The sequence below is a fragment of the Kaistia dalseonensis genome (assembly GCF_030814715.1).
GTDB lineage: Bacteria > Pseudomonadota > Alphaproteobacteria > Rhizobiales > Kaistiaceae > Kaistia > Kaistia dalseonensis.
The window spans coordinates 145638-165921 of record NZ_JAUSVO010000002.1 but is presented as its reverse complement, the minus strand read 5'-3'; the positions used below and the strand labels follow the sequence as shown (position 1 = coordinate 165921).

At 66.8% G+C, this 20284-nt stretch carries 13 protein-coding genes; 4 read left to right on the top strand and 9 right to left on the bottom strand.

All coding sequences use genetic code 11. From position 1 onward, the window contains the following. Nucleotides 1–11: 11 nt before the first annotated feature. From QO014_RS06940 to mdlC, 7 genes are all read right to left on the bottom strand, one after another. Nucleotides 12–728 (bottom strand): SDR family NAD(P)-dependent oxidoreductase, encoded by a 717-nt coding sequence (locus QO014_RS06940; RefSeq protein ID WP_266347950.1) that lies wholly within the window; start codon nucleotides 726–728, stop codon nucleotides 12–14. A gap of 29 nt (nucleotides 729–757) precedes the next feature. Further along, the gene (locus QO014_RS06935) at nucleotides 758–2200 is read right to left on the bottom strand and encodes an NAD-dependent succinate-semialdehyde dehydrogenase (protein WP_266347949.1); all 1443 of its coding nucleotides are present in this window, start codon (nucleotides 2198–2200) and stop codon (nucleotides 758–760) included. 114 nt (nucleotides 2201–2314) lie between these two features. Continuing rightward, on the bottom strand, nucleotides 2315–3574 hold the full coding sequence (locus QO014_RS06930; protein WP_266347948.1) for a pyruvate dehydrogenase complex dihydrolipoamide acetyltransferase: 1260 nt from the start codon (nucleotides 3572–3574) through the stop codon (nucleotides 2315–2317). 21 nt (nucleotides 3575–3595) lie between these two features. Next, the gene (locus QO014_RS06925; protein ID WP_266347947.1) at nucleotides 3596–5782 is read right to left on the bottom strand and encodes an alpha-ketoacid dehydrogenase subunit alpha/beta; all 2187 of its coding nucleotides are present in this window, start codon (nucleotides 5780–5782) and stop codon (nucleotides 3596–3598) included. Between the two features lie 20 nt (nucleotides 5783–5802). Then, nucleotides 5803–6570: an SDR family NAD(P)-dependent oxidoreductase gene (locus QO014_RS06920; protein ID WP_266347946.1), complete on the bottom strand. Its 768-nt coding sequence runs from the start codon at nucleotides 6568–6570 to the stop codon at nucleotides 5803–5805. A 680-nt stretch (nucleotides 6571–7250) separates the two neighbouring features. Beyond that, a complete protein-coding gene (locus tag QO014_RS06915; protein WP_266347945.1) occupies nucleotides 7251–9047 on the bottom strand; it encodes an amidohydrolase in 1797 nt (598 codons plus the stop codon). A 146-nt stretch (nucleotides 9048–9193) separates the two neighbouring features. Continuing rightward, a complete protein-coding gene (mdlC, locus tag QO014_RS06910; RefSeq protein WP_266347944.1) occupies nucleotides 9194–10801 on the bottom strand; it encodes a benzoylformate decarboxylase in 1608 nt (535 codons plus the stop codon). A gap of 305 nt (nucleotides 10802–11106) precedes the next feature. Here mdlC and QO014_RS06905 point away from each other — a divergent pair, with 305 nt between their 5' ends. Both QO014_RS06905 and QO014_RS06900 read left to right on the top strand, forming a co-directional pair. After that, entirely contained in the window at nucleotides 11107–12723 is a 1617-nt protein-coding gene (locus QO014_RS06905; protein WP_266347942.1) for an MBL fold metallo-hydrolase RNA specificity domain-containing protein, read from the top strand. Between the two features lie 271 nt (nucleotides 12724–12994). Beyond that, nucleotides 12995–13768 carry a putative universal stress family protein gene (locus tag QO014_RS06900; RefSeq protein ID WP_266347941.1) on the top strand — a complete coding sequence of 258 codons (774 nt, stop codon included), beginning with the start codon at nucleotides 12995–12997 and terminating at the stop codon, nucleotides 13766–13768. A gap of 168 nt (nucleotides 13769–13936) precedes the next feature. Here QO014_RS06900 and QO014_RS06895 read toward each other — a convergent pair whose 3' ends face one another. Continuing rightward, a complete protein-coding gene (locus QO014_RS06895) occupies nucleotides 13937–16594 on the bottom strand; it encodes an erythromycin esterase family protein (protein ID WP_307257741.1) in 2658 nt (885 codons plus the stop codon). Nucleotides 16595–16798: 204 nt separating this feature from the next. After that, nucleotides 16799–18271, bottom strand: a complete 1473-nt coding sequence (gene mocR, locus QO014_RS06890) for a rhizopine catabolism transcriptional regulator MocR (protein WP_266347940.1) — start codon at nucleotides 18269–18271, stop codon at nucleotides 16799–16801. Nucleotides 18272–18427: 156 nt separating this feature from the next. On the opposite strand from mocR, the gene iolE reads away from it, so the two are divergent. Together iolE and QO014_RS06880 are read left to right on the top strand one after the other, a co-directional pair. Further along, nucleotides 18428–19339 carry a myo-inosose-2 dehydratase gene (iolE, locus tag QO014_RS06885; protein ID WP_266347939.1) on the top strand — a complete coding sequence of 304 codons (912 nt, stop codon included), beginning with the start codon at nucleotides 18428–18430 and terminating at the stop codon, nucleotides 19337–19339. After that, entirely contained in the window at nucleotides 19336–20199 is an 864-nt protein-coding gene (locus QO014_RS06880; protein WP_266347938.1) for a polysaccharide deacetylase family protein, read from the top strand. The genes iolE and QO014_RS06880 overlap by 4 nt, the downstream gene beginning before the upstream one ends. Nucleotides 20200–20284 lie beyond the last annotated feature (85 nt).

Here is a 20284-nt window from a genome sequence, read left to right as displayed (position 1 = left end):
CTGCGGCGGCCTCACGCCATATAGAGGCCGCCATTCACCTGGATGGCCTCGCCGCTGATATAGGACGCGCCGGGGCCGGCCAGGAAGACGGCGACGGAGGCGATTTCCTCGACGCGGCCGAGCCGGCGCAGCGGCAGGCCCTCGATCGCCTTCTCGACCCGCTCGGGTGCGAGGCTCTGCATCATCCGTGTATCGATCAGGCCGGGCGAAATGGCGTTGACGCGGATGCGCGGCCCCAGCTCCTGCGCGAGGCTGCGGGTCAAGGCGAGCACGCCGCCCTTGGCCGAGGCATAGGGCGCATGATCGGCGCTGCCGCGATGGCCGGCCATCGAGGCTATGTTGATGATGCTGCCGCCCTCGCGGATCAGCGGCAGCACGGCTTGCAGGGTCAGATAGACACCATCGAGATTGACCGCGATGCCGCGCGCCCAGTCGCCGGGCTTCAGCGTCGCGAAGGGCAGGTGCTCATAGAGTCCGGCCGAGGTGATGACGGTGTCGAGTGCGCCGAAGCGCTCGGTGAGCTGCCGCGCCAGTTCCGCCGTTTCCTCGCCATTGGCGACGTCATGGCGAAAGACATGGACTTCGGTCGGCAGTTCCTCGGCAAAGCTCCCGAGCGCGTCCGGATTGAGATCGGTGAGCGCGAGCGTCGCGCCCTCCGCCGCAAAGGCGCGCGCGACGGCGCGGCCGATCTCGCCATTGGCGCCGGTGATCAGAACGAAGCTGGGCATGGTTTCCTCCCGTAAACGCTGCGGCTCGCCTAAAGACCAGCCATGCAGAGATATTTGATTTCGCTGTAGTCCTCGATGCCGTGGCGCGACCCCTCGCGGCCGAAGCCCGATTCCTTGATGCCGCCGAAGGGGGCGACCTCGGTCGAGATCAGCCCGGTATTGATGCCGATCATGCCGCACTCCATGGCCTCGGCAACGCGCCAGATCCGGCCGATGTCGCGGCTGTAGAAATAGCCGGCGAGGCCGAATTCGGTGTCGTTGGCCAGCCGGATCGCCTCGGCCTCGTCGGTGAAGCGGAACAGCGCCGCCACCGGGCCGAAGGTCTCCTCCCGCGCCAGCGCCATGTCCGGCGTGCAGCCGGTCAGCACGGTCGGCTCGAAGAAGGTGCCGCCAAGCGCATGACGTTGGCCGCCGGACAGGACTGCGGCGCCATGCTCGACCGCGTTGGCGATGTGTTCCTCGACCTTGTCGAGCGCCGGGACGTCGATGAGCGGTCCCTGCGTCACGCCCGGTTCCGTGCCGGGGCCGACCTTCAGCTGCGCGACGGCGATGGCGAGCCGGCGCGCGAATTCGTCATGGACGCCGTCCTGGACCAGGATGCGGTTGACGCAGACGCAGGTCTGGCCGGTGTTGCGATATTTCGAGGCGATCGCGCCTTCGACGGCCGCATCGAGATCCGCATCGTCGAAGACGATGAAGGGCGCATTGCCGCCGAGCTCCATGGAAAGCTTCTTCAGCGTGCCGGCGCTCTGCGCCATCAAGAGCTTGCCGATCTCGGTCGAACCGGTGAAGGAAAGCTTGCGCACGACAGGGTTTGCGGTCAGTTCGCCGCCGATTTCGCGTGCACTGCCGGTGATGATGTTGATGACACCGGCCGGCACGCCGGCGCGCTGGGCGAGGCGGCCGAGCGCAAGCGCGGTCAGCGGCGTCTGCGAGGCGGGCTTGACGACGAGCGTGCAGCCGGCGGCCAGCGCGGCTGCGGCCTTGCGCGTGATCATGGCCGCCGGAAAATTCCATGGCGTGATCGCGGCGCAGACGCCGACCGGCTGGCGGATGACGAGCAGGCGGCTGTCGGCGCGATGGCTCGGGATGATCTCGCCATAGACGCGCTTGGCTTCCTCGGCGAACCATTCGACATAGGACGCCGCATAGGCGATCTCGCCGCGCGCCTCGGCCAGCGGCTTGCCCTGCTCGCGCGTCATGATCATGGCGAGGTCTTCGGTCGCTGCGAGGATCGCGTCGAACCAGCGGCGGAGGATCGTCGCGCGCTCCTTGGCCGTGCGGGCCCGCCAGGCCGGCAGCGCGCGCTCGGCGGCGGCGATCGCCTCGCGCGTTTCAGCGGCGCCGAACTGCGGCACGCGGGCGATCTCCTCGCCCGTCGCCGGGTCGGTCACGGCGAGCTTCGGCTCCCCCGTCCAGATGCCGTCGATCAGGCACGTGTCACGCAGCAGGTCCGCGTCGATGAGATCCATCGTGTAGCTCCCTTAGAGCATCGGACCGAAAAGTGGAATCCGGGTTTCGGGTCGATCCGATGCGAAAACAAAGAGATAGATCGCCTCTCCGCGTCCGGCTGGACGCGTGGCGATCTAGGCGAGCAGGCGAAGTGGCCGCTCGATCAGATCCTTGAAGGCGGCCAGGTAGCGGGCGCCGATGGCACCATCGACCGAGCGGTGATCGACCGAGAGCGTGCAGTTCATGACCGTCGCGGGGACGATCGTGTCGTCATCGCGCACGACGGCCCGGCGCTTGCCGGCGCCGACCGCCAGAATGCAGCTCTGGGGTGGATTGATGATCGCCGCGAAGGACACGACGCCATACATGCCGAGATTGGAGACGGTGAAGCCGCCGCCCTGATAGTCCTCGGGCTTCAGCTTGTTGGCGCGGGCGCGCCCGGCGAGTTCCTTGATCTCGTTCGAAAGCGTGCCGAGGCTCTTCTCGTCGGCATGGCGCAGGACGGGCGTGATCAGCCCGCCATCCGTCGCCACAGCGACCGAGACGTCGACATCGTCGAAACGGAGGATCGCATCCTCCGTCCACATCGCATTCGCCTCCGGCACGATGCGGAGCGCTTTCGCCGCCGCCTTGATGACGAGATCATTGACGGAAAGCTTGTATTCATCCGCCGCGACGGCATTGAGGTCCGCGCGCAGCGACAGCAGCCGGTCGATCTCGCATTCCACGCTCAGATAGAAATGCGGGACGGTCTGCTTGGATTCGAGCAGACGCCGGGCGATGACACGGCGCATGGCGCTGTGCGGCAGCCGCGTGACCCGCTCGGCGCGTGTCTCGACGGCCGGCGCGGGCGGCGCCTCGGCCACGGACGGGGCGGTTGCCGGCATTGTCGGGGCCGCGGCCAGCGCCCGCTCGACATCGACGCGCACGATCCGCCCACGCGGGCCGCTGCCTTCGAGCGTCGCGAGGTCGATTTGTCCAGCGGCGGCGAGGCGGCGCGCCAGCGGCGAGGCGAGGTGCCGGGGTGGTAAATCGTCGGCGGGCTGTGGCTGGGGTTGTGCCTGGCCGGCCGGCTTAGGATCGGCAGGCGCCACGGGCGGAGCCGGCGGTGTGGCAGGGGTTGCGAGTGTGGGCGCCTGGGAGAGGGTTTCTCCCGGCTGCAGGAGGATGGCGATTGGCGTGTTGATGATGACGCCGCTCGTGCCGGCGGCGACGAGCAGCGCTCCCAGCGTTCCCGATTCAGCGGCTTCCATCTCCATGGTCGCCTTGTCGGTCTCGATCTCGGCGATGATCTCGCCGGCCGCGACGGCATCGCCCTCGGCCTTCAGCCAGCGCGCGAGCGTGCCTTCCTCCATCCCGGCTGAAAGGGACGGCATCAGGATTTCCTTGGGCATCCGAACGCTCCGGATCGAGGATTAGGGAAGGGGACGGCCTTGGCCGGCCATGACGGCCCGCAGGCCGGTTTCGACATCGCCCGCGCCGGCGAAGGCGGCCGTCTCCAGCACCTTCGAGATGCTGGGCGAGGCCTCGCCGCCATGCACGCGCTGCACAGGCTGGTCGAGCCAGTCGAACAGGCGGCTCTCGATTTCGGCTGCGAGCCAGCCGCCATAGGACGTGCCGATCGAGCCCTGTTCCACGACCAGCACATTGCCGGTCTTGCGGATCGAGGCCTCGATCGTGTCCCAATCGACGCCGGCGCGGTCGAGGCTGCGCAGATCGATGATCTCGGCGTCGACGTCCAGTTCCGCGACCTTGTCGAGAACATGCCGGACCATGCCGAGATAGGTGAGCACCGTCACCGCATTGCCCGGGCGCAGCACCTTCGCCTTGCCGAGGGGAATGAAATAGTCGAGGTCGCCCACCGGCGCGGGGCCGCGCGAATTGTAGAGATCGACATGCTCCAGCACGAGCACGGGATCCTTGCAGCGCAGCGCGCTGTTCATCAGCCCGACATAGTCGAACGGGGTCGAGGGCGCGACGATCCGCCAGCCGACCGACGTCGCGAAGATGCCGGCGGGGTCCATCGAATGTTGCGAACCATAGCCCGTGCCCATCGCGACCTTGGTGCGCAGCACCAGCGGCATCTCGCTGTCGCCGCCGAACATGTGCCGAGCCTTGGCGATCTGGTTGAACAGCTGGTCGGCCGCGACCCAGAGGAAATCCGGATACATGAACTCGATGACCGGGATGTTGCGGCCATCCATGGCAAGCCCGCCGGCGAGGCCCGCAAAGGCATTTTCGCTGATCGGCGTGCCGAGCACGCGGTCGGGATAGAGGTCCTTCAGCCCGCGCGTGGCGCCATTGGTGCCGCCCTTGAGGCGGTGGACATCCTCGCCCATCACGACGATGCGCGGGTCCTGTTCCATGCGGCGTTGCATGACGTCGGCGATGACATCGACGAACTTCGCCTCCGGCTCGATCGCGCCGGCAAAGCTCTCCAGTTCGGCCGTGCGCACGCCCTGGAATTCCGAGAGATCGCCGCGAATGCCGAAATCATGGAAGGAGGGGGAGGGCCAGAGCACGGGACGAATCCGCTTCTTGCCGTCGACATCCTCGATCAGTTCGGCAGCGACATCGTCCATCAGCGCCTTGCAGCGCTGGCGCAGCGCGGCAATCGCGTCTTCGCCCAGGATCTGACGCTCCAGCATCACGCGGGCGACGCGGTCGATCGGGTCGCGCGCGCGCCAGGCGGCCTCCTCGGCCTTGCTGCGATAGCCGAAGGCGCTGCCCGGCAGCGGGCCGTTCTGGTGGAAGAAGCGATAGACATCGGCCTCGATGATCGTGGGGCCGCCGCCCGATCGCATGACCTCCAGCGCTTCCTGCGTCGCGAGATAGACGGCGAGCGGGTCCATGCCGTCGACCTTCCAGGACGGAATGGCGAAGGCGCTGCCGCGAGCGGAGAGGCGGGTCTCGGCCGTTGATTCCTCGACCGTGGTCGAGACGGCGTAGCGGTTGTTCTCGACGAAGAAGCAGAGCGGCAGCTTCCACGCGGCGGCAAGGTTCATCGTCTCCAGCACCGAGCCGATATTGATCGCCCCGTCGCCGAAATAGGTGAAGGCGACATCGCCCTGGCCGGCCCGGCGATGGGCGAAGGCGGCGCCGGCCGCCAGCGGCGCGCCGCCGCCGACAATGGCATTGGTGCCGAGATTGCCGGCATCGGCCCAACGCAGATGCATCGAGCCGCCGCGGCCATGGCAGAACCCGTCGGCAAGGCCGAGGATCTCGGACAGGGTCTTGTGCGAGAGATCGCGCACCGAGGACGCCAGATCGGCGGTGGGCGAGAGGCCGTCCGGCTCGATATAGCGCAGCGATTTGGCGAGAAACTGATGATGCGCGCGATGCGAGCCATTGATCTGGTCGGTCGCGCGCAGCGGCAGGGCGGAGCCGACGGCGCCGCCTTCCTGGCCGATCGCCGAATGGGCAGGACCGTGCACGAGGCCCTGTCCGGCGAGTTCCAGCACCTTCTCCTCGAAGGCGCGGATGATCTGCATGGAAGTCAGCAGATTGCCGAGAAAGGCTGGGTCGGCGGCGGCCCAGTCGGCTTCCGTCGCGATCAGCTCGCGCCAGGGCGCCGCCGGGGAGAGATTCTTGTATTCAGGCATCGCGAGCGCTCCGCGGAGATTCAGACGTAGCCGTAAGCCGTCCAGCCACCATCGATGCCGATCGTCTGACCGGTGATGAAGGCGGCGGCGTCGGAGGCGAGGAAGATGGCGAGGTCGGCGATTTCTTCGGGGGCCGCCATCCGCTTCAGCGGCGTGCGGCCGAGAAGGGCGGGCTCGTCCATGCGGCCTTCGGCGATGAGGTCATCGACGAACGGTGTCCGCACATAGCCCGGCGCGATCGTGTTGACGCGAATGCCGTGCTCGGCCCATTCGATCGCCAGGACCCGGCCGAGCATGTCGACGCCGGCCTTGGTGCCGCAATAGCCGGCCCGTCGGGGCGCGGCGACGGTTCCGAACATGGAGCCGAGATTGAGGATCACGCCGCGGCTCCGCGCCGCCATCTTCGCTCCGACGATGCGGGAGACGAGGAACGTGCCCGTCAGGTTGATCGAAACCACCCGCTCCCAATCGGCGAGCGAGAGTTCGAAGGTCGGCTTGTTGCTGGCGACGCCCGCACTGTTGATCAGGAGCTCGATCGGCCCGAGGTCCTGTTCCGCAGCATCCACTGCGCTTTCCACAGCCGTCTCATCCGCAACTGAGCCGACAAAGGGCAGGGCTTCCGTGCCGCTGTCGCGAAGGGCGGCGCAGGCAGCCTCCACGGCTTTCGGATCGATATCGAGAAGCGCCAGCCTGTAGCCGGCAGCGGCAAAGCGTCGGGCGCAGGCGAGGCCAATGCCCGAGCCGGCGCCCGTGATCAGCGCGACAGGGCCTTTCGAGGAAGAAGTCATGCGACGACCGGACGCCTCGGCTGGAACGCCTGCGTCATTGCGCCTGTCATCTTCGCGCCGGGCCCAAAGGCCGTGCGCTGCCGTGCTCTCCACGTCATCCGTTTTCCTCCGTCCTCGATTTCACCGGCTGTCGACCGGCGTTTCGACTTATTGACCGCAGGCTAATCTTTATCAGCTTGTCTGGCAAGCTGATAAAAGCCTGTATCGGCTTGTTGGAGCGCGGGAAACGTCCTCTCAGGGGGCGGGTGGATCAGGACCGGCAGGCTGATTTGAGCCGGACGCGTCAGCTGTTGCGTCGTGCTGGCGGCTCTTGGCGGAGGGGCTGGTGCAGACAGAGCCATGAGGGGCGCGCGCGGACGGGCTGGGCCACGTCACGAGGCATGCCGGCCGGGGAAAGGCACGGTGATCACCGAGAGGGATGGCGGCACTCTTCGCCGGCCGCGCGCGTCGCGGGGAGGGCCATGTCGCCGATGATCTCGACGTCTGGACGGAGATGGACGGCGATCGACCCTCGCTTCACGCGCGGCGTCGGATGTCGGCTTCGTTCAGTCAAATGGGGTTGGATATCTGCCGGGCGGCGGCTCCGGCCAGCCGATCGGACTGGCGCGCCGAGGCCCAGATTTTCCAGCGGCTACCCGACCGGGCGGCCGCTGGAGAGCATGGTGCGTTTTGGGGCGGCCTCAGCCGAAAATCTTCTCGCCGGCCACCCAGGTTTCCGAGACCTTGATCTTCATGATCTCGTCGGGCGCCACCTTGAACGGGTCCTGCTCCAGGATCACCAGATCGGCCTCCTTGCCCGTTTCCAGCGTGCCGATGCGATCGGCCTGCCCGATCTGGGCTGCGGCCGAGGCGGTGACCGCGCGGATCGCTTCCTCGACCGTGACCGCCTGGTCGGGGCCGACGATGGAGTTGTCGACGATGCAGCGGCGCGTGACGGCAGTCTGGATCAGCCGCAGCGGGCCGAGGGGCGAGCAGGGAGCGTCCGTGTGCAGCGTAAAGGGCAGCTCCTCCTTCACGCAGGCTCCCGCCGGGTCCATGAACGCCGCGCGCTCCGGGCCGAAGAGCTGGTCGCGATAGGCCGCGCCATAGAGATAGACGTGGTTCATCAGGAAGCTCGGCTCCACGCCCAGCTTCTTCATGCGTGCGAGCTGGTCCGGGCGTGCGAGCGTGGAATGCTCGATGCGATTGATGCCGGTCGGCGGATTGGCGCCATAGGCCGCCTCGATGGCGTCGAGCGCCGAATCGATGACGGCGTCGCCATTGCAGTGGATCTGCACCGGCCAGCCGGCTTCCTTGATCGCCGCGACCATGGTCTTGAGTTCGGCCGGCGTGTAGTTGGGATTACCCTTCCAGTCCGTGCCGAGATAGGGAATGGTCTGCGCGCCGGTCTTGGTCTGGTTGGAGCCATCGCCGACGATCTTGATGCCATAGAGCGAGAAGCGCGAATTGGGGAAGAGCGTCGCCGTGGCGCCTCGGCCGAGATCCCGGTAGGCGTCGCCGGCCTTCATGTCGTCATACATGATGCTCGCGCTCAGACGGCCGGTTCCGCTGGCGGTGAGCTTGACCAGCCCTTCGATCCATTCGGGCTGGACCGTGCCGGGCTCATGCGTCGTGGTGTTGCCGAGCGAGGCGCTCAGCTTGAAGTAATCGGTCATCGCCTTGGCGAAGATCGCCGGCGTGATCTTCGGCAGGCCGAAGGGCACCACCTTCAGCATGGCGCTTTCTTCGTAGATGAGGCCGTTCAGCTTGCCGTCGGCGTCGCGTCCGAAATGCCCGCCGCCGGGCAGCGCGCCGATATCCTGCGGGATCTGCGCCACCTTGAAGGCGGCCGCATTGGCCGCCCCATCATGCATGTTGATGTACCAGATCATGATCGGCCGATCCTTCGACACGCCGTCGAGCTCGGCCATCGAGAGGTCGCCACCCTGCAGCAGATTGTCGAAATTATAGCCCATCAGCCATTCGCCGGCCGGCAGCTTGGCGTCGAGCGCCTTGAGGCCGGCGATCAGATCGGCGCGGGTAGGATAGGTCGCGTAGCCGACATCAGCCAGCAATTCGCTGAACAGGGCGACGAAGCACGTATGCTGGTGGGGATCGATGAAGCCGGGCAGGAGCGTGCGCCCGCCGAGATCGACGATCTTGGTCGTCGCGGTCTGCAATGCGGCCATGTCGGACTGGGAGCCGACGGCCACGATCTTGCCGCCCCGGACGGCGAGCGCCTCTGCGCGCTTCGGTCCCGCGGCCGACATCGGAATGATCGTGCCGCCCTGGAAGATCACATCCGCAGCGCCCGTCGTTTCGGCAAGCGCACGGCCCGACGGCAGGGCGAGACCGGCCACGCCGGCCGCAGCGCCCGCCAGGGCCATGAAGGCCCGTCGCGAAGGCCCATCCTGCGATCCCGGCTCCGCAGCGGAACTGGACCATCCGCTATAGAGGCTCTTGTTGGTAAAGAGCGTTCCCACACAGACGCGGCACATGACGGGCTTCCTCCGAAGTTCCCTTGATCGGGCATTGGCTTGCAAGGAGAGCCTTCCCACGTTTTCACGAACGTGGAAAAGCTCCCTGCTTCTTGTTGGTCGGCGCCTTCATTGCGCCTGATGGTCGCTCGAGCGTCGGACGCGTCCTAGCCGAGCAGGCCTCCGAGCTTGGGCGTGATCGGCACCACGATAACGCTCGTGCCCTTGAAGTCGAGAGCGGCTTTGAAGGCGCTCGACAGTTCCTCGATGGTCTTTGCGCTCGACGTATTGGCACCATAGCCCTTGCCCAGCGAGACGATATCGAGGCCCGGCAGGTCGAGGCCCGGGACATTGGGTGTGTTCTCGAGTTCGGCAAACTGTTTCAGGATGCCGTATTCCTCGTTCTGCAGAACCACATAGATCAGATGGGCCTTCTGGCGGACGCCGGTGTAGACGCCCTGCACCGAATACTGGAACGAGCCGTCGCCCATGATGCAGAGCACGGGGCGGTTGCGGCCGCTATCCCGCTCGGCGAGCGCAAGACCCACGGCGGCGGGAACCGTCCAGCCGAGCGCGCCCGAGGCGAAGGCATAGGAGACGTCGGGCTTGCGGACGCGGATCTGGTCCTGAAGCTGCGGGATGTTGGAGGGCGATTCCTGCGTCAGCACGAAATCGTCCGGAAGCAGCCCGTTCAGCGTGGCGAACACAGCGGCCGGCGTCAGCGGCAATTCGTCGGACGGGATTTTCGGGGCGGCGCGCAGCGATGCGCCGGCAAAGGCGGAGCGAGCCTCCACCAGCGGCAGTAGCGCTTCCAGGAACAGGCCGGCATCGCTGACCAGGCTGTCGCCGACCGCCGCCTTGGCTGCGGCATTGGCGTCGTCGGTGACGTGGATGAGCTCGGCCCCCTCCGGCAGATAGGAGCCGGGAACATAGGGGTAATAGCGGAACACGGGGGCGCCCACGACGACGATCAGGTCGTGGCCCTTGAGCAGGCCGCTGAGCGGCCCGATGGCCGGCGGCAGCGGGCCCGCAAACTGCGGATGGGTCTCGGGGAATGGCGGCCGCTCGCAGAAGGGCGACGTCCAGACGGGGACGCCGAGACGTTCGGCCAAAGCGATGCCGTCCGCCCAGACATCGGCGCCACCGCGCGCCATGTCGGCGCCATAGACCAGGACCGGCGACTTCGCCTTGTTGATCCGGGACGCGAATTCTTCGACCCGCGCCGGATCGGGGCCGATACGGGTCGAGACCGTGCGCCGCAGCTCGATTTCGTCCATCGGCTGGTCCCAATCGTCCAGCGGCAGCGACAGATAGACCGGCCCGGCCGGCTCCTGGACAGCGGTGGCATAGGCCCGCATGAAAGCGCCGGGCACGTCCTGCGCGCGGGTCGGCTCATAGGCCCATTTCACCCAGGGGCGCGGCAGCATGGTGGCGTCGATATTGGTCAGCATCGGCTCGATCAGCAGCATGTCGCGCGTCTGCTGGCCGGCCGTGATGATCAGCGGGGTCTTGTTGAGATAGGCGGTGAGAATGGCGCACATGGCGTTGCCCGTGCCGGCGCCAGTATGGAGGTTCACGATCACCGGCTTGCGCAGCCCCTGCGACAGTCCGTCGGCAATGCTGACGACGCTCGCCTCCTGCAGGGCCATCACATAATTGAAATCATCCGGGAAATTCTTGAGGAATGGCTCTTCCGTAGACCCGGGATTGCCAACCACCGTGGTCAATCCCAGCTGACGCAAGAGATTGAACGTTACATCCTTCACCGTCGACATCGAAGTCCCCCCAATCTTCGTGGCGCCGAGACGCGATCCCCGACCGCGCTCTCGACGCGCCCCGGCACCTTAGGCCGGGCCACGTGAACGATTCATTTCGGACCAGGCACATTCTCACGAGCCGATGCCCGTCGCAAAGATGGCCGGCCAATCACGTCGCAGTCTCAGCCGAGGGCGCGCTCGCGGTCGAATTCGGGAAGATCGTCGAGGCCTGGAACAGCGAGAAGACGATCGACATCGAGATCGCGCGACCTTAGGCTTTCGCGCCACATGTCGGCGAGGCAAGACGAGGAGCCAGCCAGGTTATGTCCGCATCGGAACTCTCCGATGGCGGGGCGATACGCCTCCGCTTCCATGGCGCGACCGAAATGGTCACGGGCTCGTGCTATGCGCTCGAAACACCGCAGGCCCGCATTCTGGTCGACTGCGGCATGTTCCAGGGCTCCAAGACCGAGAAAGAGCTGAATTACAGGGCGTTTCCCTTCGATCCCGGTGCCCTGGACGCGGCGATCCTCACGCATGCCCATATCGATCACAGCGGCCTGTTGCCGAAGCTGGTGAAAGACGGATTCACGGGTTCGATCCTCGCGACGCGCGCGACCGTGGACCTCTGTTCGGTCATGCTGCCCGATTCCGGCCATATCCAGGAGACGGAGGTCCTGCAGCTCAACCAGCGCAACGCCCACCGTGGACTGCCGGCGGTCGCCCCGATCTACGACGTGCAGCAGGCGATCGCGACGCTGGCCCAGTTCAGGCCGGTCGACTATGCCGCATGGACGCCGGTCGCCGACGGGATTCGGGCGCGGTTCTGGAATGCCGGCCATCTGCTCGGCTCGGCCTCGGTCGAGGTCGAGATCGCGCAGGGTGGCGGCAAGCCGCTGAGGCTGCTCTTCTCCGGCGATATCGGGCCCGGCCACAAGCTGTTTCAGGCTGAACCGGACGCGCCGCAGGGCTTCGACTACGTCGTCTGCGAGTCGACCTATGGCGACACCGATCGCGAGGAGGTTTCGCCTGAGCGGCGGCTGCACGTCCTGCGGAGCGAGGTCAAGGCGGCGATCAGAACGGGAAGCGGCGCGTTGCTCATTCCCTCCTTCGCCGTCGAACGGACGCAGGAACTGCTGGTCGATCTCGTTCACCTGATGGAGAGCGGCGATATCCCGACGATCCCGATCTTCATCGATTCGCCGCTCGCGACCAAGGCGAGCGCCGTCTTCGGTGAGCATGCCGGAGAAATCGTCGGCGGCGACGCGCTGCAGCGGGCGCTCGGCGCCCGCAATGTGCACTTCACCGAGACGGTGGAACAGAGCAAGGCGATCGGCCGGATCCGCAGCTTCTATATCGTCATCGCGGCGAGCGGGATGTGCGATGCCGGCCGCATTCGTCACCATCTGAAGGACTGGCTCTGGCGCGAAGAAGGGACTGTTCTGCTGGTCGGCTTCCAGGCGCAGGGTACGCTCGGGCGCATTCTGCTCGATGGCGCATCGCGCGTGCGGCTGATGGGCGAGGAGATCGTGGTTCGCGCGCGGATCCGTTCGATCGACCTCTATTCGGGCCATGCCGACGCGCCGGAACTGGCGGCGTGGATCGCGGGCAGGCGCCCGATCGGCGGAAACATCTTCCTGACACATGGGGAGAAAGGGGCGATCGACGCGCTGAAGGATCGGCTGCACGGTTTGCCGGATGACACGCAGATCGTCGTTCCCGTGCTCGACGAGGCCTTCGAACTGACCGGGGGCGTGGCCCGACCCGTTCCGGGCGAAGCTCCCGCGCGGATTGCGCTCGAATCCGTCGGTCGTCTCGATTGGCACAATGATCTCTCGAAGCTGATCCTCGACGTCAACGACGCGGTTCACCAGGCGGCCGATGATCGCGCCAAGCGGGTGATCCTCCGCCGCCTTCGCCGGGCGCTGACGGACTCCTGACCGGCTGCTCCGAGCCTGCCGGCTAGCGTGCCGAAGGACAGACGACCCATGGTCTTGATGCACGTCAATGCGGCGATACGAGAAATAGCCAGTCTGTCCTGAACGTCGAGATCTTCGTTTCTTGCAAGGCGGCCAAGGAAATTGTTCGTCGAACGATGACAATGGCCCGTCAGGCGGTCGGTTCTTGTTGCCGATCTGTCTCTCGCAGACCAAAATTACGTCCGATCCCGGCAGCGCATGAGTCTCCGCAACCAGCAGACGGCAGGCAAGCATGTCTATCAAGGATATTATCGTCAGCGTCGACCTTTCCGATACCGGCCGCGAACGCATGCTCTTCGCCATGGACATCGCACAGTCCCATGGCGCGTTCGTCACCGCCTTCTACACATCGCCGACCGTCTCGGCAGGCGAGGGCGCCCCGGACGAGATCGCCCAGGCGGTCGAGGCCGCGTTCGACCTGCAGCTGCGCACGCGCGAGCTTGCCGGCGCCTGGATGTTGAGCGACGAGCCGGTGGCCGATGATCTGATCACCCAGATCAGGCATGTCGACCTGGCGATCCTGGGATTGGGCTCGCCCGACAATGACGATCGGAATCCGCAGGGCTTCCGGATTGCCGATGTCGTGCGCTCCTGTGGCCGACCGATCCTGGCGGTTCCCATCAGCCGCCTCTCCAGCAGCCGGTTTTCCCGCGTGCTCGTCGCATGGGATGGCAGCCGGGAGGCGACCCGGGCGCTGCATGATGCGATCCCGCTGCTGCGGGGCGCGGAGACGATCCAGATCGCCTCGATCGGCTCCGTGGAGCGCGCCCAGCCGGAACTCATCGTGCAGCATCTCGCCCGGCATGGACTGACCGCGGTGATGGATACGACGCCGCCTTACGAATTCGAAATCGGCGCTGAACTGCTGCAGAGGGCGGCCATGGACGAGGTCGATCTGGTGGTCGCCGGTGCCTACGGCCATTCGAAGTTCGGCGAGAGCCTCTTTGGCGGCGCGAGCGATACGCTGCTGCATCAGATGCTCGTCCCGGTCCTGCTCTCGCACTGAGGCCGATGCGCCGGGCCATCTCACGCGGTGAGGGCCCGGCGGCGGCTTATCGAAAGTCCCCGCGCGACATCGCGTATGCACGCGGCCGACCGAAGCCGAGATCGTCCCGTGCCATTCCGGCTGAGGGCGGCCGTGCACGGCCGCGTAAACGCCGCCGCGTCCGTGCCGTCAGAGTCCGAACGGGTATGTTTCGTCCTCGCCCGCGCTGACCTGCCCCGGCAAGGGGATCACGGCATGCGTGGTGTCGAACCAGGCGAAGGCATCATATTGCTGGGGCAGGATCGCATAGCTGTAGTGGCTCCAGCGTTCGGTGTCGGGCCGGTAGATGACGCCGATATAGCGCTCGAGCCGAGGGTCGGCCAATTCGCGGCGGAGCTCATCATGCTGTCCCGGTCTCAGATCGACCAGGAAGCGTTCCTGGCCGGTTTCGTGGCAGAGCGCTTCATAGCTGTCGGGCCGGGACGGCCTTACGGTCTTGACCTCCATCGGCGCATCCCATTCGGAAGCGGCGGCGACGGTGCCGGCATGCGTGCCGAACCCGATCAGGCTTGCGTCGCTGCCATATGTCTCGCGGCATAGCTGGCCGATGTTGAGCTCGCCACGCTCCCGGCCCATCTCGGTGAAACGCGCGTCTCCAATATGCGAATTGTGCGCCCAGACGACGGCCTTGGCGTCCGGACCGGCCTGCGCCAGAATGTTCTTCAAGGTTTCGAACATGTGCCGGTCGCGCAGGTTCCAGGATTCGCGCGCGCCATAATACATGGCCCGATAATAGCGCTCCGCATCTGCGACCACGCGCGCATTCTGCGCCGCGTCGAAAAAGCGCTCGCCATCGTGGCGGGCGTAGCGCAACTCCTTCTGCAGCAGTTCGACGAGAATGCGCGTCACCGGCACTTCGCAGAGCGCATAGCCCTCGGTCAGCGCGGCGCGCCCATAGGCGGCCGGCTCGAGCGACCAGGGCGAAAGGCAGGCATAGCGGGCGCGCGCGATCTTCGCCGCATCGGGATCGATCCGGTCGAGATAGGCGAGCACCGCCGAGATCGATGCCGTCATGCTGTAGAGGTCGAGCCCATAGAACCCGACCCGATCCGCCGGGGGCCTCGCGGCATTGTGGTTGCGCAGGAAGCCGACGAAGTCATCGACATCCTTGTTGCGCCACATCCAGCTCGGAAAGCGGGTGAAGGGCGACGAGTTCATGGGTTGGCGCGGATGTCGCCGGACATAGCGATCGATCGCGGCGGCGTCGGGCCAATCGGCCTCCACGGCCACGATGGTGAAGCCATGGCGCTCGATCAGGCGACGCGTGATGGCGGCCCGGGCGCGGTAGAATTCCGACGTGCCGTGCGACGCCTCGCCGAGCAGGACGATCCGCGACTGACCGAAGCGGTCAAACGCGGCGGCGAATTCGGGATCGTCGAGCGCCGGCAAGGGCTCGGCCGCCGCCTTGAGCAGGGCGGCCGATGAGGGGACCTGCTTCAGCGGCGGCGCAAGCGCATGCGGCTGCGCGGCCGGCGCGAGATAATGCTGGAACCAGGCGCTCGCCAATTCGGTCACGGCTTCGAGCGCGCCGGGCTCCTCGAACAGATGGTTGGCGTTCGGAACGATCTTGAGCAGCTTCTCGCATCTCAGCATGGCGAGCGCCTTGCGGTTGAGATCGAGGACCTGATGGTCGTTGCCACCGACGATGAGCAGGCTCGGCGCGGCGACTTCGGCCAGCCGGGCAGCGGCGAGATCGGGCCGGCCGCCACGGGACACGACCGCGGCGACGCGACCGCGCAGTTCCGCCGCGGCGAGCATGGCCGCACCGGCCCCCGTGCTCGCTCCGAACAGGCCGAGCGGCAGATCGGCGAGATCCGGCTCCGCGCTGATCCAGAGGGCAGCCTCCACCAGCCGTTCGGCCAGGAGCGGAATGTCGAAGACGTTGCGCCGGTCCTTTGCCTCTTCCTGCGTGAGCAGGTCCAGGAGAAGGGTCGCGAAGCCCTGGCTGTGCAGGGTTTCGGCAACCGCGATGTTGCGCGGGCTCAGGCGGCTCGAACCGCTGCCATGGGCAAACAGAACAATGCCGCGCGGATCGGCGGGCACGCGGAGATCGCCGGCGAGGCCGAGCGGCGGCACCTTGATCTGGCGCGGGTCCGCCGGCGCCGGCGCGGGCTGAGCGGTGCCTTGGCCATCCACCCAGCCCTGGCGCAGCAGGCCGATCGTCTCTTCGTCGGAAAGCTGGTGGAAATCTCCGTAGAAGGCGCCGACACCGGCAAATTGCACGGCGGGATGAAGGCAGACGACGAGGTCCGCATAGTTGGCCATCTCGTCCAGGGTCGATTTCGGCGCGACCGGAATGGCAAGGATGGTCCGCGTGGCGCCCCGGCGCTTGATCGCAATGAGGGCCGCCTTGGCCGTCGCGCCCGTGGCAAGCCCGTCGTCGACGATGATGGCGGTATGTCCTCTCGGATCGACCCGTGGCCGATCGCCGAGATACCGGCTGCGGCGCCGTTCCAGCTCCTGCAACTCGCGCTCGCGCGCCTGGTCCAGGAAGACGTCGTCCGCCCGCGACGTCCGCTTCACTTCCTGGTTGATCACGATCTCGGGCGGCTCGCCCTCGACCAGGGCGCCCAGGGCCAGCTCCGGCGCTCCGGGGGCGCCGATCTTGCGCACGAGTATGAGATCCAGTGGCGCCTCGAGGGCGCGCGCGATCTCCAGCGCCACGGGCACGCCACCGCGCGGCAGCGCGTAGACGACAGGACGATCGAGGGACATTGCCGACAGTCGCGCCGCGAGTTGCTGGCCGGCGTCGAAACGGTCGCGAAACGTGAAATACGAGCCTGCCATGCTGCTACCCCTTTCGTTGACGGGATATCCTGCATTGAGCTTGCACACCCGCCAGAGAGCAGAAGGCGGCGGGATGGCTGCTTGGTCCAACTCCCATATTCGCCTGTCCGGGCGAGCCTGTTCTTGTCCTGGATCAATCTGCATCGGCCTGAGTGCCGTCGGCCGAAGATATTCCCCGTCTCGCCCGCGGGGGTGGGGTTCCGATCAAGTCGCTGGCTTCAAGGGGAGGGCGGCGCGGTGGGCTTCTCCGAGTGCGATGATGCCCCGGTGCATCATCGGCTCCGTGGCGCCGGCATAGCCCAGCAGGAGGCCCTGCCTCGGCGAGCCGTGGCGGTACTGGATCGACAGGGGCGAAATGCTCATGCCGCGGAGGCGCGCTTCGGCGGCGATGGCGTGATCGTCCAGCCCGTCCGCGAGCATGCCGACCATCTGGATGCCGCTCTCGCCCGGAACGATGCGTAGCCAATCGGCGAGCTCCGCCTCGCAGAGGCTGCGGAAGGCCTGGCGGCGCGTGGCATAGAGTCTGCGCATGCGGCGGAGATGGCGGGCCATGTGGCCCTCTTCGATGAAATCCGCCAGCGCCGCCTGCAGGATCAGCGGCGCGAACTGGCCGGTGATGCTGAGCGCGCGGGCCATGCCGTCGGCGAGCCGGCGCGGCAGGACCATGAAGCCGAGGCGAAGGGCCGGGAACAGGATCTTGGCGAAGGTTCCGACATAGACGACGCGCTCGGTCGTGTCGGCGCCCTGCATGGCCGGGATCGGCTGGCCGTGGAAGCGGTATTCGCCGTCGAAATCATCCTCGATGATCCAGGCGTCGCGCGTATCGGCGATCTCCAGCAGGCGCAATCTCTGGTCCATGCGCATGGTCGCGCCCATCGGGTGCTGGCAGGAAGGTGTGACGTAGATCAGGCGCGGTGCGGCGCCGGCAGGCTCCTCGATATCCCAGCCGTTCTCATTGACATGAAGCGGCGCGAATTGCGCGCCCGCCGCCGTGAAGGCCGCATGCGCTCCATAATAGCCCGGCTCTTCCATCCAGACGGTGTCGCCCGGATCGAGCAGGAGCCGCGCCAGCAGGTCGAGCGCCGCCTGCGCGCCCGTCGTCACGACGATCTGCTCCGGCGAGCAGCGCACGCCGCGCGAGGCCTTCAGATAGTTGGCGATCGCGATGCGCAGCTCGGGATGGCCCGTCACATGATAGGTGCCGAAGAGCGTGCCGCGCGCGAAGCGCGCATGTTTGGCGACGAGCCGCCCCCAGGTCGAGAACGGGAAACTGTCCGCGTCCGGCATGCCGGGATGGAAGGCGAGCTGGCCCGGCGTTCCGTGATGAACGGGCTGCTGGATCATCAGATCGCCCCGCCTGGAGATCCGGTGCACCGGAACGGCCGGTGCCGACGGCAGATCGCCCGCCGCGCCGGTCGGCAGGTCGACCACCATCGGCCGCGCGCCCTGGCGCGGGAGGATGTAGCCCTCCGTCGCGAGCTGGTCATAGGCGACCGTCACCGTGTTGCGGGCAATGGCGAGATCGCCGGCGAGCGCGCGCGTCGATGGCAGCGCGCTGCCGGCGGCGAGCGTGCGGTCCTGGATCAGGCCGCGCAGCGCCTCGTAGAGCTGACGGTGCAGCGGCACGGCCGATGTCCGCGAGAGCATCAGCGATTCAAGCGGAAAACTCTGGCGCAATGCGCGGTCTCCTGCCGGGTAGATCGGGGCTCCCATGGTTGGTTCGATGGGGATCAGCTGTCAACTGGATCCTTCGTTTTGACTGAAACTGGCTCTCGCGATGGGGACAGATCGCCCTAGGATCAAGCTCTGTTCACAGTCCCGGATGGTTATTCCATGAGCGTCAAGCTGGGTATCAACCCCATCACCTGGTCCAATGACGATGATCCCTCGCTCGGTGGCGATACGCCGCTCGAGGTCTGCCTGGCGGAAACGCGGCAGGCCGGGTTTCGCGGTACCGAGCTCGGGGGCAAGTTCCCGCGCCAGAGCGCCGAACTGGGGCCTATCCTCGCCGGCCATGAGCTCGAGCTGGTCTCGGGCTGGTATGACGGGCGGATCCTGGAGCGCAGCGTCGACGAGGAATTCGCGGCCATCACCCCGCATCTGACGCTGCTGCGCGATCTCGGCGCCCGTCACGTCGTCTATGCCGATACGTCGCGCGGCCGGCTCGACGCGATCCGGCAGCCGATTTCCGATCGCCCGAAGCTCGCTGAGGGCGAATGGCGCGATTACGGCATCAAGATCACCGCGCTCGCCGAACGCATGGCCGATTTCGGCGTGCGCATGGCGTTCCATCACCATATGGGCACGATCATCGAGACCGATGCCGAGATCGACGCGTTGATGGATCATACCGGGGAGGCCGTCGGCCTGCTCTACGACACCGGCCATTGTGTCTTCTCCGGCGGCGATCCCGAGGCTCTGCTGGCGCGGAACATCGACCGCGTCGTCCATGTCCATTGCAAGGATGTACGGCCGGACATTCTGGCGCGGGCGCGCGCCGAGGACTGGAGCTTCATGGCTGCCGTCCTCGCCGGGATCTTCACCGTGCCGGGCGATGGCTCGGTCGACTATCCGACGCTCCTGAAGCGGCTCGCCGATCACGGCTATGCCGGCTGGCTGGTGGTCGAGGCCGAGCAGGATCCGGCCAAGGCCCATCCGCTGACCTATGCCACGATGGGCCACGACAATCTGCTGCGGCTCGCCCGCGCGGCCGGCTTCACCGTCGAGGAGCGCGCCGGATCATGAGCGAGGCGGCCGCGCGGCTTCCGGGACTGATCGTGAACATTGACGACCTCGGCATGTGCCATGGCGCCAATGTCGCGTTCCTGGAGCTTTTCGCGCGTGGCCGCTGCGATTCCGGCTCGGTGATGGTGCCGTGCCCCTGGTTCCTGGAGATCGCCGAAGCCGGGGCTGCCGATCCGGCGCTCAAGCTCGGCGTGCACGTCACGCTGACGGCCGAGAAGGCGCATTATCGCTGGCGCCCCCTGACGGCGCCGCCGAAAAGCTCCGGCCTCGTCGACGATGACGGCTATTTCCACGGCGATCCGCAAACCGTGCGCCGGCGCGCCGTTCCCGAGGCCGTCGAGGCCGAGATGCGGGCGCAGATCGAGATGTTCTTGAGGCACGGACTCAAACCGACGCATTTCGACCCGCATCAGGATACGGTTCTGGCGCCGGAGTTCTTTCCGATCTACGTCGCGCTCGGCCGGGAATATGGGGTTCCCGTGCTGTTTCCGCGCAACCTCGCCAGTCACGATTCGATCGATGGCATCGGTCCGGTGGACGAGGCGGCCTATATCGCCGCCGCGCTGGAGCTCGAGGCGTCGGGCGAACCCGTCGCCGACAGCATCCGCGAGACGCCCTGGCATCGCGACCAGCCGGCGGAGGCGCGTTATCGCGCCCTGTTCGCCGATATCGGGCCGGGTCTCACCTTCATGGCGATGCATGCCAATGCGCCCGGCGAGATCGAGGCGATCGAGCCTCGGTCGGCCGCAATTCGTACCGAAGAATATGACGTCCTGCGCGCCGAGGGGCCGATCGACTGGATCGACGGCCTCAAGGTGCGGCGCGGCACCCTAACCGACTTCCGGACGGTCTCGCCCTGAGGCGAGGCCGGAAATCGCTCCCCGAACCTGCGGCGGAGGTGCGAACCGGGCTTGAGAGCGCAGGCACACCGACAGAGGGACAGAT